Origin of the sequence: Gulosibacter sp. GYB002, assembly GCF_036577665.1 — a bacterium.
GTDB lineage: Bacteria > Actinomycetota > Actinomycetes > Actinomycetales > Microbacteriaceae > Gulosibacter > Gulosibacter hominis.
Window position 1 is genome coordinate 1 of sequence record NZ_JARBDD010000014.1, and the last position, 14,599, is coordinate 14,599.

Here is a 14,599-nt window from a genome sequence, read left to right on the forward strand (position 1 = left end):
GGGACATGGAAGACCTCTGTATGTGCGAGATGGCGGCTGTGGTAAGTCCCACACTCCAATCAGAGGTCTTCCCCTATGTCCAGCCGACCCGCCGCGCGTGCCTAACCTCCGTGGTCAGTACACCTAGTCGCTCACCGGCACATATTCAAAGCCGGGGATTTTGCGGTCGATTACGGCATTGGTGATGCGGAAGGTGCACAGGCGAGCGCCGGTTTGTTCGTGTTCAATGATCACCTCGTGTGAGGTGAGGGTGCGACCGAGGTGGATGGCCGTAGCCGTGGCTCGCACCCAGCCATCGCGAGCGGATGCGTGGTGGGTGCCGGATGCGTCGACGCCGACGGCAACTTTCCCGTAGGTGGAAGCGTGAATCACCGCGGCCCACGAGCCAACCGCCTCACCGAGCGCCAGCGATGCTCCGCCGTGGAGCAGACCGTGCGATTGCCGATTACCGGCAACTGGCATCCTGGCAACCACCCGATGTGCCGACTGTTCGACGATCTCAATGCCCATACGCTCATCCAGTTCACCGAGCGTGATGGTCCAGGGGTGGTATCGAACGGGTGAGCCTTGTGACATAGGTGCGTCCTTCTGTTCGGGGCCGCGGTTTTGAGGTGCTTCCAGTAGTGTAGAGACGTATTTCTGACCGATTGGTCGGGATATCAACGCTCGATCGCGCGATGATGCGCAGCGAACAGAAGGACGACGATGACTGCAACTGCACCGGCCCCATCGAATTACGTTGCCAGCTATGTGCGGGGTGATTGGTGGATTCCCGCCGCCGGCACGGTCGGTCGAGAGGTGCTCGATGCCAGCACCGATGAGCTGATCGCCACCGTGTCTGCTGAGGGTCTCGACATCGCGAGCGTGATCGACTATGCACGCCAAAACGGACGTGACCAGCTTGGCGAGCTCACCATCCATCAGCGCGCGCTCAAACTTAAAGAGCTCGCAAAATACCTGACTGAACGCAAGGCAGAGCTCTATGAACTCTCGACCCGCTCGGGCGCCACGAAGGTAGACAATTTCATCGATATTGACGGCGGTATCGGCGTGCTGTTCACCTATGGTTCAAAGGGCCGCCGCGAACTTCCCAACTCAAACGTGGTGATTGATGGCAAGATCGAGCCGCTCTCAAAAGATGGTTCGTTTTTGGGAGAGCACATTTACACCCGCATCCCCGGAATTACGGTTGAGATCAACGCGTTCAACTTCCCGGTGTGGGGGATGCTCGAAAAATTCGCGCCGGCGTTTGTTGCCGGAGTTCCCTCGGTGGTGAAACCCGCAACGCCCACCAGTTACATCACCGAGGCGTGTGTGCGCATGATTGTCGAATCGGGCATCATCCCTGACGGTGCGCTGCAGCTAATCTCGGGCTCGGCACGCGATCTGCTCGACCACCTCGACTACCGCGATATGGTCGCCTTCACCGGATCGAAGCAGACAGCCGACACACTGCGGGCACACCCGAACGTGGCGACCGGCGGGGTGCGGTTCACCGCCGAGGCAGACTCGCTCAACGCAGCGATTCTGGGGCCGGATGCAACCCCCGAAACCCCCGAGTTCGTGGCTTTTATCCGTTCGGTCGTGGGTGAAATTCAAGCTAAGGCAGGCCAGAAGTGCACTGCGATTCGCCGGGTGATTGTGCCGAATGAGCTGGTCGAACCGGTAATCACTGCACTAGCTGAACGGGTCAGTGACAAGATTCGGGTGGGTGATCCGCGCGATGAACACACCTCAATGGGGGCGCTCGCCTCACTTGAGCAGCTGCGGGATGTGCGCGCGGCAGTCGACGCCCTGGTTGCCGGTGGCGGTGAGATTGTGATCGGTTCGAATGAGCCGCGCGAGGGCGCCGGCGCATTTATGGAACCGATCGTGCTGCGCTGGGCCGATAATCGGGCGCCGGCGGTGCACTCGACTGAGGCGTTCGGGCCGGTCACCTCGGTGCTGGGCTACGGATCTGTGTCGGAGGCAGTTGAACTTGCCGCCCTGGGCGACGGTTCGCTGGTCGCCACGGTTTGCAGCAATGACATGGATGCGGTTGCTGAAATCTCCCGCGGTATCGCCGGCTATCACGGGCGCATCCACCTTCTCAACCGCGAGGACGCCAAGACCTCGACCGGACACGGTTCACCGATGCCACACCTCGTGCACGGTGGCCCCGGCCGCGCCGGCGGCGGTGAAGAGCTCGGCGGTATTCGCGCGGTGTTCCACTACATGCAGCGCACTGCGATTCAGGGGTCGCCAAATCTGCTCACCGCGGTGACCGGGCAGTGGCACCTCGGCGCCGATCAGGTGCGCGTCGGCTGCGAGAAGTTCAATGCCACCCCCGAGGGTGTTGATGGCGCCGTGCATCCGTTCCGAAAGTCACTCGAGACGCTGCGAATCGGCGACGCATTCATCAGTGATTTGCGCGAGGTGACCCTTGATGACATCACTCGTTTTGCCAACGACACTGGCGATGTGTTCTACGCACACACCAACCCCGAGGCGGCGCAAGCCAACCCGTTTTTCCCAGGCATCGTGGCGCACGGTTACCTGCTGGTGAGCTGGGCCGCCGGGCTGTTCGTGGCCCCGGGCCGCAGCGCCGTGTACCTCAACTACGGGATGGACAATCTACGCTTTTTGCAGCCGGTGTCGCCCGGCGACTCGGTGCGGGTAGAGCTGACCGCTAAGCGCATCACACCGCGCGAATCGGAAGACTACGCCGAGGTGGTGTGGGATGCACTGTTGCTGAACCAGGACGGTGAGACGATCGCCAACTACGATGTGCTCACCCTTGCGGGTAAGCGTGAGGAGCAGGCCCTCGGAGGTGAGTAGCACAGACAGCAGACACTGCCGGTGCTACTAGTGTCGCAACCCCTCAAATACGATGGCGACCACGAGATCTCCGAGCTGTTCGGGGCCGAGTGAACCACCGGGCTTGTACCACTCGATAATCGAATTGATCATCCCAAACACCAGGCGCGTTGTGGCGCGGGTGTCGCTGCGCCAGGCGAGGTCGCCAGCATCGGCCGCCGCTGCCACCATGCGCGCCACAGCGTGATCGAACTTGCGTCGCCGATCGAGCGCGGCGCGTTCCAGCTCGGTGTTACCGCGCAACCGCAGCAGCAGCGTCGCTGACGGGAGTTCGTCAATAAGCACGTCGACAGTTGCCCGAATCAGAGTTTCGAGCTGCTGCAGGTGTTCGTCCGGCGTTTGAGGATTGTGGGCCTGCGCCGACACAAGGGCCGCTTCAAGCGAGTTCAAGGCGCGGTCGAGAGCCTGTTTGAGCAGTTCTTCTTTGCTCGCCACGTGGTGATAGATGGCTGATTTTGACACGCCGAGTCGTTCGGCGATCATCCCCACGGAAGTTGCCTCGTAGCCGTGCTGGTTGAACAGCGCGACCGCCGCGGCAACCACATCGGCTCGATCGTTACCGGGGCGTCCGCGGCGGGCAGGGGAGTGAACGGTAGTGGACATCGACAGCCCTCCGGAGGCACAAAATCAATCAGTCGGCCGAGCAAAATGGCGGCGGGCGACAGACCTTTGAATCGAGTCTGTCCGCCCGCCGCCATTTGATCTGAACGACCAGCCTACCCGCAATTACCGCAGATGAGCGGGAAGTTCGTGCCGGGCTCGGTCGCGGTAATCGTAGATTCGCTTGGCCTTACCCTCGGAGCGAGCCACGGTGTTGGGGTCGACGACGTGGATACGCACTGACGAACCGATGCGGATTTTAATGTCATGCTGGAGTGCCTTGGCCGCCTGTTCGGCTTCGATCATGGTGAACTCGGGGCGGCGTTCGATCACCACAGTGAGCTCGTCCAGCCGCTTTGGACGGGTGAGTTCGAGAAAATAGTGCGGGCTGAGTGCGGGTTGGGTGAGCGCGAGCTCTTCAATTTGCGACGGGAACATATTTACACCGCGCAAAATGATCATGTCATCGGTGCGGGTAGCGACCTTCTTCATTCGGCGCATATTCGGGCGCGCATCCCCAGGCAAGAGCACCGAGATGTCCTTGGTGCGATAGCGAATAATTGGCATCGCCTCTTTGGTGAGCGCGGTGAAAACGAGCTCACCAGCTTCACCGTCGAGGAGCACCTCTTCGAGGTTGCCGGGGTTGACGATTTCGGGTAGAAACATGTCTTCCCAAATGGTCGAGCCGTCCTGGTGCTCGGCTGACTCACCGGCAACCCCCGGCCCCATCAGTTCAGACAGACCATAGATGTCTACCGCTTTGAGGTTGAAGCCGGCTTCGATCTCTTGGCGCATTTGCTCGCTCCATGGTTCAGCGCCCAGCACCGCAATTTCAAGCGAGGTGTCACGTGCAGAAATCCCTTCGGCCTGCATGCGGTCGAGAATGGTGAGCAGATATGAGGGAGTGCACATGATGATGCGCGGTTTGAAATCGTGGATGAGTTGAATCTGGCGGTCGGTTTGGCCGGCCGACATTGGAATCGCCGTTAAACCCGCCTCTTCGATGCCGTAGTGGGCGCCGAGACCGCCGGTGAACAGGCCGTATCCGTAGGCGTTGTGCACGATGTCGCCCTTTCGGGCGCCGGCGAGGCGCAGCACGCGAGCCACACCGCGTGCCCAGCGTTTCACATCGCCTTCGGTGTACCCAACAACAGTTGGCCGTCCGGTGGTGCCAGATGATGCGTGGATGCGGCGCACCTGATCCATCGGCACCGCGAAGGTGTCGAATGGGTAGTTGCGGCGCAGGTCTTCTTTGGTGGTGAAGGGAAACTTGCTGATATCGCTGAGGGTCTCGAGATCGTCGGGGTGAACGCCGTGCTCGTCGAATTTTTTGCGGTACATGGGCACGTTTTCATAGGCGTGCTTCACTGTCCATTTCAGTCGTTCGAGCTGGAGTGCTTCGAGCTCATCACGGGACATGAGTTCTTCGGGGTCGAGTGATTCGAGATCAAACTGTGTGTCGGTCACTTTGGCGACGCTGCCTTTTCTTGTGTGGTTGTTGAGGGATGTGCGGGGAGCTCGGATGAATAGCTATCGTTTCGACCCGGGCTTTGGAATGGTGCGACTACGACCTCGGAACACGGTGATTCGTATCGGTTCGGGGTCGTTGGGGCCCTGTGCAAAAACTTCGATGTCGTATACGCCGCTGCGCCCCTGGTGGAGTGCTTTGGCGTGGGCCGTGATTGTCTGTCCGGATTGGGCCGGGCGCAGAAAGTTCACATCGACACCGGAAGCGACGGTGATGGTGCCGTCATCCTCGTTGGGGTTGTTGCAGGCCAGCGCGAAAGCGGTGTCGGCGAAAGCAAAAATCATGCCGCCATGAGCTATGCCGAAGCCGTTGAGCATCTCGTGGCGAAGGTCCATCTCAATTTTTGCTTCGCCGGGGGCGACGTGTAACACCCGTACGCCCATCCACTCGCTGGCGAAATCGTCGCGCAAAATTCGGTGCGCGCTGGCGAGGTCGGCGTAGGGCTGTTCGCCTGCGGTTTCTCGACCTGGCTGGTTCATGTGTCACTCCTTCGTGAATTCCTGACCAGTGTTACAGAAAATACGCCGATTTGAGTGTTTTTGCCAGTGAGTTTGTCGGAGGATCGTGCGACGATTGGGGCGTTCTGTTGTTGACCTACATCCGCAGCGGCATATACTGAACGCACGTTCTGTAAATTGATGGCAGTGGAGCCATCAAGTCGCAACTCAGGTCTTCCACCGACCAGTAGGTGGCCAAAGGAGACTCCAGCATGACGAACAACGTGACCAACCTGCCGCCGCGTGACGAGATCGACCTCGAACACGCTCAGGCCTACTTTGACGACATCATTGCTCGCGACTCACGTATCGAGCCCGCCGACTGGATGCCCGACGCTTATCGCAAGACACTCACTCGACAGGTCTCGCAGCATGCGCACTCAGAAATCATCGGTATGCAGCCCGAGGCCAACTGGATCACCCGCGCACCGTCACTGAAGCGCAAAGCCATTCTGATGGCAAAGGTACAGGATGAAGCCGGCCACGGCCTTTATCTTTACTCGGCTGCCGAAACCCTCGGCACACCGCGTGATGTGCTCAATGAACAGCTCCTCACGGGTAAAGCCAAGTACTCGTCAATTTTTAACTATCCGGCACGCACCTGGGCTGATATGGGTGCTATCGGCTGGCTCGTAGATGGTGCCGCGATCTGCAATCAGGTGCCACTGTGCCGCACCTCGTACGGCCCCTACGGTCGAGCGATGGTTCGCATCTGTAAAGAAGAATCGTTTCACCAGCGCCAGGGGTGGGAGATTCTCTACACCCTTTCGAACGGCACTCCAGAACAAAAACAGATGGCTCAGGATGCGGTGAACCGGTTCTACGGGCCGGCACTACAGATGTTCGGTCCACCGGACGACCAGTCGCCGAACTCGAAACAATCGATGGCCTGGAAGATCAAGCGCTTCTCGAACGATGAGCTGCGTCAGCGTTTTGTCGACATGATCGTGCCTCAGGCTGAAGCACTCGGACTGACCCTGCCCGATCCTGATCTGAAGTGGAATGAACAGCGCGGCCACTACGACTTTGGTGAGCTCGACTGGGACGAGTTTTTCGGGGTGATTAAAGGTCACGGGCCGTGTAATGCCCAGCGCCTTGCACGCCGCGTCGAAGCGCACGAAAACGGCGCCTGGGTGCGTGAAGCAGCCGCCGAGTACGCCCGCAAACAGCGAGAAGCAAGCGAAGCGGCGGTGGCTTAACGCGCCCTGGGTGACCAGCTCGGGACCAATCCGGGCGGTGGCATCGCCGAGGCACTCGCATTCCGCAACTCAATGGCATTCCGCAACTCAATAGAGAGCAGGATCAATATGACTGAAAAAAGTGTCGCACCGGCAACCGATAACGAGTGGCCGCTGTGGGAAGTGTTCGTGCGTTCATCCCGTGGCCTGAGCCACGTGCACGCCGGATCACTTCACGCGCCGGACGCCACCATGGCGCTGCGCAACGCTCGTGATCTCTATACGCGCCGCAACGAAGGGGTCTCGCTGTGGGTAGTGAGAAGCTCGGACATCGCCGCATCCGACCCCGATCACAAGGACGCTTTTTTTGAATCGTCGCAGGGGAAGAACTACCGCCACGCCACCTACTACCAGCAGTCGGAGGGGGTGCCTCACCTGTGAGCCAGGGATTTGACTCAGCCACGCTCATTTCGGCGGGCTACGCACTCACCTCGGAAGAGATCCAGCAGCTCGGGGTGAAAGCTAGCGAAGATGTCGCTCAATACGCGCTCCGTCTCGGCGACGATGCGCTCATTCTCGGCCAGCGACTGAGCTGGTGGATTTCACGCGCGCCCGAGCTCGAAGAAGATATCGCGCTCGGCAACGTGGCGCTTGACCTCATCGGTCACGCCCGAGTGCTGCTCACCTATGCTGGCACCGCATGGGGCAAGACCGAAGACGATCTCGCCTACTTCCGTGAGGAAGAAGAGTTTCGCAGTCTCCACCTGGTCGAACTGCCCAATGGCGACTTCGGCCAGACCATTGCGCGTCAGCTTATTTACAGCGCGTACGCTTACGAGCTGTACACGCGCCTTGCCGGACTTGAGGCGGGGGATGAAACGCTGCGAGCGATCGCGGTGAAGGCAGCAAAAGAGCTTGACTACCACTTCGATCACGCCGAACAGTGGTCGCTGCGGCTGGGGATCGGCACTGAAGAAGCAAATCGTCGACTGCAGGCTGGGCTCGACTATTGCTGGCCCTATATCGACGAGCTATTCGAAGATGACGAACTGCATGACCGTCTCGAAGGGATCGCGGTTCGACCAACAACCCTGCGTGAACCAGTGATGGCCAACCTCATCGACATCATCGAGCGTGCCGGCCTGCAGGTTCCCGATGTCAAGCAGGCGGTAACCGGCGGTCGCCGCGGTGAACACCGTGAGCACCTCGGCTATCTGCTCGCCGAAATGCAGGTGCTTGCTCGTAAACATCCCGGCGCAACCTGGTAGGCGATCGCATGACCAACGCTGCACCGCACCCTGATGCCTCCACCAGGCCCGACGATCCGGAAGCGGGTCGCGCGTGGGACGTTGCCGCCACCGTCTGCGACCCGGAGATTCCGGTGCTGACCATTGCCGATCTCGGCATCCTGCGCGACGCCGTTATTGGCAGCGACGGCACCGTGCAGATTGTGATCACGCCCACCTATTCGGGCTGCCCGGCCATGAACACCATCAAAGCTGATGTCGAACACGCGCTGCATGAAGCCGGTTACCCCAGGGCAGAGGTGAGCCTCGTGCTCTCGCCGGCGTGGACTACCGACTGGATGAGCGAATCTGGCAAACGCAAGCTGGAGGTGTACGGGATCGCGCCACCCACCGGCGCCGCACCAAAACTCGGCGAACGCGCTCCAACCTCGCTGTCACTTTCGGTGCGTTGCCCACGCTGCGGGTCTATCGACACCAATCAACTCAGCCGTTTTGGCTCCACCGCTTGCAAGGCGCTCTATCAGTGCGCATCCTGCAAAGAACCCTTCGACTATTTCAAGGTGCACTAGTGACCAACGAACAAGCCAATTTTGAATCCCCAAAAACCGATGCGGTACCGGCAAAACGTCGGGCAACCTTTCACACCCTGAGGGTGAGCGCCGTGCGTCCGCTCACCGAGAAGTCGATCGAGGTCTCGTTCGAGATTCCGGCAGACCTGCAGGATGAATACAACTATGTGGCCGGACAGTACGTCGCGCTCCGCGCCAATATTGACGGCCAGGAGGTGCGCCGCAGCTACTCGATCTGTGAGGCGCCCACAGCTGGGACGATCAAAGTCGGTATTAAACGTGACCACGGTGGCCTATTTTCGAACTGGGCAAACGACCACCTGGCCCCGGGATTCGAAATTGACGTGATGAGCCCGCAGGGCGCGTTTATTTCGAAGCACCGACTCACCGATATGAACGACCCCGAGCAGCTTTCGGCCGCCGCGGTGAAATCGGGCAAGGCCCACTTCGTGGCCGCCGCCGCTGGCTCGGGCATCACCCCGGTGCTGGCAATCGCCAAGTCGCTGCTGGCGCACGAGGGCACCTTCGTTGACCTCATTTACGCCAACCGCGCCACCTCAGAGGTCATGTTTCTCGAAGACCTCGCCGATCTCAAAGATCGCTATCCGGCACGACTGGCCATTCATCACGTGCTGTCGCGCGAGCAGCGGCAGGCGCCGATCTACTCGGGCCGGCTCGATGTAAAAAAACTCAACACGATCTTTGACCGACTCATTGACGTTCCCAACGTTGATGAATGGTTTTTGTGTGGCCCGTTCGAACTCGTGCAGCTGATCCGCGACGAGCTCACCAAGCGTGAAGTGCCGACCGACCGGGTGCGATTTGAGCTCTTCACCACCGGTGAGCCGGGGGAGGGGCCGAGCGCACAGGCCGGTCGCCCGGTAGAGGTTGACCCGGAGGGCGAGAACTTCGATATTTCGTTCAATCTCGACGGACTTTCGGGCGAGGTGCAATCACCCAAGGATGCACGCGAAACCGTTCTTAACGCGGCGCTGCGGGTGCGCCCCGATGTGCCGTTCGCATGTGCCGGTGGCGTGTGCGGCACCTGTCGCGCCAAGGTAGTCGAGGGAACGGTCGACATGGCCGAAAACTATGCGCTTGAAACTGACGAGCTGGAGCGCGGCTATGTGCTCACCTGTCAATCGCGTCCCACCAGCGACAGAGTCGTCGTCGATTTCGACGCCTAGTGCCGACCGACCACACTCACTGAGTCGTTGCGCGACCCGACAGTGTACGGGTTGTTGAGCACTCATAACCGAGGAATGAACACATGATCGATCTGAACTTTGACGAACAAACGGGCCTCGCCGAAGTGGTGCTCAACGCCCCGAAAAAACTCAACGCGCTGGATGGGGACAATTTGCAAGACCTGCTTGCAAAGCTCGAAACGGCAGCGGCAAGCGGCGCGAAAGCGCTGCTTTTGCGGGGCGAAGGCCGGGGCTTTTGTGCCGGGCGCGATATCGCCCTGGTCGATCCGGCCACCGACGATGTTGCGGCCTATCTCGATGGTCATGTGACGGCGGTGATGCGCGCGCTTAGCGAGTTTCCGGCACCCACTTTCGCGGCCGTTCACGGCGCCTGCCTCGGGGTTGGCCTCGGTCTGGCGCTGGCCTGTGATGTTGTGTATGTGGCTGAAAGCGCCCAACTTGGCTCACCGTTTGCCAACCTTGGAGCCACCCTCGACTCGGGCGGGCACTGGCTGTTTACCGAGCGCCTGGGCCCGCATCGCACCCTCGATCTGATCTACACCGCCGAGTTTATGAACGGCCGCGAAGCGGTCGAGCAGGGCCTGTTTAGCCGCTGGGTCGCTGATGATGAGCTGCTTGAGTTCACCAGGGAGCGGGCCATTCGAGTCGCTGGGGGCGCGCAGCTTGCCTTTGCCGCATCCAAAAAACTGGTGCATGAAATTCGTGACCAGCGCATCGGCATGTGGCAGTCAATCGCGCATGAAAACAGCGCCCAGGCCGAGCTGTGCTCGAGCACAGACTACGCGGAGGGATTTGCGGCTTTTCAGCAGAAGCGCCGGCCAAATTTCACCGGCCAATAATTTGCGCCGGGCCCGAGCGGGGCGGCTTTTTGGCCCGGCTGCAACTAGCGTTCGGTTGCGGTCGGAACCTCGCGCAGGATGCGTGCCGGGTTACCGGCCGCAATCACATTTTCGGGCAGTGAGCGGGTCACCACCGAACCGGCGCCAACAATTGTTCGGGCACCAATGGTGACGCCGCCGAGTACCGTGACATTGCCGCCGAGCCAGACATCATCGCCAATCATGATGGGCGCGGCGGATTCGATACCCGTTGCACGTTCGGCCGCATCCAGCGGATGCGTTGGCGTGAGTAGCTGCACTCCCGGACCAAACTGGACGCGATCGCCAATGGTGATCGGGGCGACGTCGAGGAATATCCCGTTGAAATTCACGAAACAGGCGTCACCGAAGCGAATATTGGTGCCATAGTCACAGTGGAACGGCGGCTGCAGATCAACTCCACCGCTTCGGCCCAGCAGCTGCGTCAGTAGCTCCGCGCGCTCGGCAAGCGCATCCGGTGCTGAACAATTGAACTGCTGGCTGAGCGCACGGGCACGCACGCGAGCGGCCGCAAGTGTCGGCACATCTGCGTAGTAGGGCACGCCAGCGATCATTTTCGCGTGTGGGGTGTCGAGGGGGATCAAGCGAACAGCTTCGGCAAGCGATCCAATGCGGTCTACGTATTTGTCGCTGCCATTTGTTGCGACATCGGGTACGAGATCGCCGGGATGCGTGAGCAGTACTGCCGTGCATCCCGCCGCCTCGGCCGCAGCGATATCGATCGCTCGGTCACCGATCGCCAGCGTCTGTTCCGGGTCGAGATCAAAGCGGGTGAGGGCGGCATGAAACATTGCCGGATTGGGTTTACGCGCGAAGCCGTCCGACACGGTGATCATGCCGTCCATAGCAAGCCCGGTGCCGGCCAAAAGCGAGCTGGCGCTCTCACGGTCGCGATGCGTGACCACGATGTTTTTGCCGCCGGCTGCCTGAACGCGTCGGATCAGGTCGGCGGCTGCCGGCATCACCGGGGGAGTGGCACCGTGCTCCCACGAGGCTTTGAGTGCTCGATAGGCGTCTTCGAGCACCTTGGACGAGACATCGTATTCTGCTGCCAGCGACGCGATCGTTTCTGCGATCGAGGTGGCGCGCATCCGTTGCGTGAGGCGCTGCTCATCAGGGTCTGCATCCACGCTGGCCCGAATGGCCTGGCTGAGTGAATGCGCCACACTCGGATAGGTGTCAATGAGCGTGCCACCCATATCCCAGATGATGTGCCGCAGTGCCATGGTGCTGTCTTTGTTCGCCGCATAAAGCGGAAAGTTCAGGAGAGTGAGCTGAATTCGATCGGGATGCTAGACGAGCGTTTCCTCGTCGATTCCCGGAGCCGCTGCGCCGGTCGGGAAACCCTCGTCGACATAGCGCTCGTAGATGGTGTTCCAGTCGAGTTCGGGGGAGTCGACCCCGTGCAGGCGTTCGAGCTTCGATACTGCCGCGTGCCAGCTGGCAGCGTTTCGGGCAGCCTCGTTTTCATTTGCCAGCCGCTCAACCACTGCGAACGTTGTTTCTTTGCCATCGCTATTGAGCGTCATCGTCACGTGGCTGTGTTCACCGAAGGTGAAGGCCAGCTCTTCGGGGTCTCGCAGGCTGGTGATTTCGCCGGTGAAGTTTGTGGACGCATCCGAGGTTGTGTCTGTGAAGGTGATGCACGAGCCGATCTTGGGAGCGAATTCGACCTGAAACGGGAACCATGTGGCGAGGCCCTCGGGTGTGAGTGCCTGTGACCAGAGTTTACCCGCCGGAATCGGGAACTGGGCCGACAAGCGAACCGCGGGGGAGCCGTCTCGAACCGTCAACTGTGCGTGCGTCATGTGGCCGACACTAGTGGACGAGTCTGATGTTCAGTCGACCAGAAGGTGACATTCTCGTAAGCGCTATCTGTTACGGCGTTCGCTGCTTACAGGTCGGGAGCGGTTCCGAGCTTCACCTCGAGGTCAACGCGTTTGCCTTCGCGAACCACCTGCATCGTGACCTGCTGATCCACTTTTAAGGTGCGCACCGTGCCGACCAGATGCTGGGAACCGAGTATTTCGTGACCGTCGAGGGTGACGATCACGTCGCCAACCTCGAGGCCGGCGTGTTCGCTGGGGCCGTCTGGCACGACCGTTTTTACTTCAGCACCAAGTCGCTGTTCGCCGTCGACCTGCACCGCACCGTCGACGGTGGCGGTCCCCAAAAAGGCGTGCGAGACCTTGCCGTTTTCAATAAGCTGACTCGCGATGTTTTCGGTGAGGGATATCGGGATTGCAAAACCGATGCCGATATTGCCGCTCTGTTTCCCAGAGTCAGCGCCGTTGACACTGGCAATCGCCGAGTTGATGCCGATGAGTGCGCCATTACGATCGACCAGCGCGCCACCCGAATTACCGGGGTTGAGTGGCGCGGAGGTTTGGATGGCGTTGGTGATGACCGGCTTGGTGCTGCTACCACCGGTGGCAATCGGTCGGTCGAGGGCTGAAACGATACCGGTGGTGACCGAGCCCGAAAGCCCCAGCGGATTACCAATGGCGGCCACCTCTTGACCCACCACGAGCGAATCCGAATTGCCGTGCTGAATAGGCGTGAGCCCGTCCGGTACCCGCTCAAGCTTGAGCACGGCGATATCGGTGGCAGCATCGCCGCCAACAATCGAGGCAGCGTAAGTGTTATTGCCGACAATCACGACTACGCCGTCGGGTGAGGCGCCATGAATCACGTGATTGTTAGTGACGATGTGGCCCTGGTCGTCCCAGACCACGCCCGATCCCTGGCTACCGCGAGATTCACCATCAACGACCTGGATAGCCACTACCGAGGGCTCCACTTTTTGGGCAACGGAGCTCCAGTCACTCGGTGAAGTTGCCGGGGTAGCGTGCTGCGCTTGCTGTGCGGGATTACCTGCGCTGGCGGGCTGTTGACCGACAATCTGGCCAGTGATCAGCGCACCGAGCGAGCCCGCCACCAGGGCGGTGGCTGCGGCGGTGGCGACAATTGCGGCCCACGGGGTGCGTCGCCGTGACCGGCCCGCATCCTTACCCGGCTGTGTTCCATCGGATACGCCGAGCTGAGGCAGCGGCGGCAACTGGGGCAGCGGTGCCAGTGGTGATGGATCGACGGATGCATCGGCAGGCGAATGTGGCGTCGAGCCCTGTGACACTGATTTGATCAGCGGCAGCTCAGGAAGAGCCCGAGGGTTGTCGTCGTCGCGGGGCAGCGGCACGGTGTCGTGTCGCTGAGCCTCCACGGCGCTGTTCACAACTTCCGCGCTGTTCACAACTTCGTTCCGGCTGGCTGCCGCAGTGTCGTTGTATTTTTCGTGCTGTGTGGCAGCCGCGCTGTCGGGTGCGGTCGATTCGGGTTTCGAATTACCGCGTTGGAAGTTGAAGTCGTTCTGTTCGTTCACCCGTCCACCTTGCGACCTGGGCGCTGAAAACCGCCTGAAGCTCAAGCAGTTTTTTGGGTATCACAGCCAACACCCAGCGCATATGCCATCGACACTCAGCCTATGGCGCGCCATTCTTCGTATCCTTGACATACCTCGTTGGGGGGAAATCGGGAATCAGAACATCGTGGGGCTGCCAGTCTGGTGGTCCCACGATTTTTTACGTCCGGCCGGTGCAGTGAGGAGGAGTGGTGCCCTATGCGTCGTGGTGCTATCCGCACGTCGAACGGATAGCACCACGGTTGCGGAATGACATAATGTACATTATCGGATGCTACGCGTAAGGCTGCACGGTGCCGCCAGTATTGCCCAGGTCTATTGAGATGCGTGAGTGCTCTCAAAATTGCACAGACATACGCAGCTTTCCGAGCACACCATCCTGACCAATGTCGCAAAGATCACCGGCTCTACAGTGAGCCGGCTCTGCTGCGCTCTGCTTCGGATGATCGACACTGACCTCACAGCGCCGCGTGTTTTGCATACATTGCCAACTCAGCGCGACCTAGTAAGCCGTTGTGCTGCGTTCTGTGCTCACGTGGCCGTCCCTACAGTGCGCGCTCATAAAAAGCCGGTGGCAAATAACGTTCATGCGCAAATATCTCAGCTCGAGCGAAATCTGC

Annotated in this window: 14 protein-coding genes; 7 read left to right on the top strand and 7 right to left on the bottom strand. The window is 60.3% G+C overall.

Annotated features, from left to right (window positions below; all coding sequences use genetic code 11):
• Nucleotides 1-123: 123 nt before the first annotated feature.
• Nucleotides 124-576, bottom strand: coding sequence for a PaaI family thioesterase (locus PV375_RS07995; RefSeq protein WP_332106860.1), 453 nt, complete (start codon nucleotides 574-576; stop codon nucleotides 124-126).
• Between the two features lie 129 nt (nucleotides 577-705).
• On the opposite strand from PV375_RS07995, the gene paaZ reads away from it, so the two are divergent.
• Nucleotides 706-2,817 (top strand): phenylacetic acid degradation bifunctional protein PaaZ, encoded by a 2,112-nt coding sequence (paaZ, locus tag PV375_RS08000; RefSeq protein WP_332106861.1) that lies wholly within the window; start codon nucleotides 706-708, stop codon nucleotides 2,815-2,817.
• A 27-nt stretch (nucleotides 2,818-2,844) separates the two neighbouring features.
• Here the strand turns inward: paaZ and PV375_RS08005 are convergent, their stop codons facing one another.
• The 3 genes from PV375_RS08005 to PV375_RS08015 all read right to left on the bottom strand — a co-directional run bounded on the left by PV375_RS08005 (nucleotide 2,845) and on the right by PV375_RS08015 (nucleotide 5,463).
• Nucleotides 2,845-3,459, bottom strand: a complete 615-nt coding sequence (locus tag PV375_RS08005; RefSeq protein WP_332106862.1) for a TetR/AcrR family transcriptional regulator — start codon at nucleotides 3,457-3,459, stop codon at nucleotides 2,845-2,847.
• A 123-nt stretch (nucleotides 3,460-3,582) separates the two neighbouring features.
• Entirely contained in the window at nucleotides 3,583-4,875 is a 1,293-nt protein-coding gene (locus tag PV375_RS08010) for an AMP-binding protein (protein WP_332107100.1), read from the bottom strand.
• 111 nt (nucleotides 4,876-4,986) lie between these two features.
• Entirely contained in the window at nucleotides 4,987-5,463 is a 477-nt protein-coding gene (locus PV375_RS08015; RefSeq protein WP_332106863.1) for a hotdog fold thioesterase, read from the bottom strand.
• A 230-nt stretch (nucleotides 5,464-5,693) separates the two neighbouring features.
• Here PV375_RS08015 and paaA point away from each other — a divergent pair, with 230 nt between their 5' ends.
• From paaA to PV375_RS08045, 6 genes are all read left to right on the top strand, one after another.
• Nucleotides 5,694-6,680, top strand: coding sequence for a 1,2-phenylacetyl-CoA epoxidase subunit PaaA (gene paaA / locus PV375_RS08020; RefSeq protein ID WP_332106864.1), 987 nt, complete (start codon nucleotides 5,694-5,696; stop codon nucleotides 6,678-6,680).
• Between the two features lie 108 nt (nucleotides 6,681-6,788).
• On the top strand, nucleotides 6,789-7,100 hold the full coding sequence (paaB, locus tag PV375_RS08025) for a 1,2-phenylacetyl-CoA epoxidase subunit PaaB (RefSeq protein WP_201517032.1): 312 nt from the start codon (nucleotides 6,789-6,791) through the stop codon (nucleotides 7,098-7,100).
• A complete protein-coding gene (gene paaC, locus PV375_RS08030; protein ID WP_332106865.1) occupies nucleotides 7,097-7,927 on the top strand; it encodes a 1,2-phenylacetyl-CoA epoxidase subunit PaaC in 831 nt (276 codons plus the stop codon). Before paaB ends, paaC begins: the two co-directional genes overlap by 4 nt.
• Before the next feature lie 8 nt (nucleotides 7,928-7,935).
• On the top strand, nucleotides 7,936-8,475 hold the full coding sequence (paaD, locus tag PV375_RS08035; RefSeq protein ID WP_332106866.1) for a 1,2-phenylacetyl-CoA epoxidase subunit PaaD: 540 nt from the start codon (nucleotides 7,936-7,938) through the stop codon (nucleotides 8,473-8,475).
• Entirely contained in the window at nucleotides 8,475-9,662 is a 1,188-nt protein-coding gene (gene paaE / locus PV375_RS08040) for a 1,2-phenylacetyl-CoA epoxidase subunit PaaE (protein ID WP_201614764.1), read from the top strand. Before paaD ends, paaE begins: the two co-directional genes overlap by 1 nt.
• 83 nt (nucleotides 9,663-9,745) lie before the next feature.
• A complete protein-coding gene (locus tag PV375_RS08045) occupies nucleotides 9,746-10,522 on the top strand; it encodes an enoyl-CoA hydratase/isomerase family protein (RefSeq protein ID WP_332106867.1) in 777 nt (258 codons plus the stop codon).
• Nucleotides 10,523-10,566: 44 nt separating this feature from the next.
• On the opposite strand, the gene PV375_RS08050 is transcribed toward PV375_RS08045, so the two are convergent.
• From PV375_RS08050 to PV375_RS08060, 3 genes are all read right to left on the bottom strand, one after another.
• The gene (locus PV375_RS08050; RefSeq protein WP_332106868.1) at nucleotides 10,567-11,787 is read right to left on the bottom strand and encodes an HAD-IA family hydrolase; all 1,221 of its coding nucleotides are present in this window, start codon (nucleotides 11,785-11,787) and stop codon (nucleotides 10,567-10,569) included.
• A 66-nt stretch (nucleotides 11,788-11,853) separates the two neighbouring features.
• Nucleotides 11,854-12,369 (bottom strand): SRPBCC domain-containing protein, encoded by a 516-nt coding sequence (locus PV375_RS08055; RefSeq protein WP_332106869.1) that lies wholly within the window; start codon nucleotides 12,367-12,369, stop codon nucleotides 11,854-11,856.
• Nucleotides 12,370-12,455: 86 nt separating this feature from the next.
• Nucleotides 12,456-13,940 carry a S1C family serine protease gene (locus PV375_RS08060; RefSeq protein ID WP_332106870.1) on the bottom strand — a complete coding sequence of 495 codons (1,485 nt, stop codon included), beginning with the start codon at nucleotides 13,938-13,940 and terminating at the stop codon, nucleotides 12,456-12,458.
• Nucleotides 13,941-14,599 lie beyond the last annotated feature (659 nt).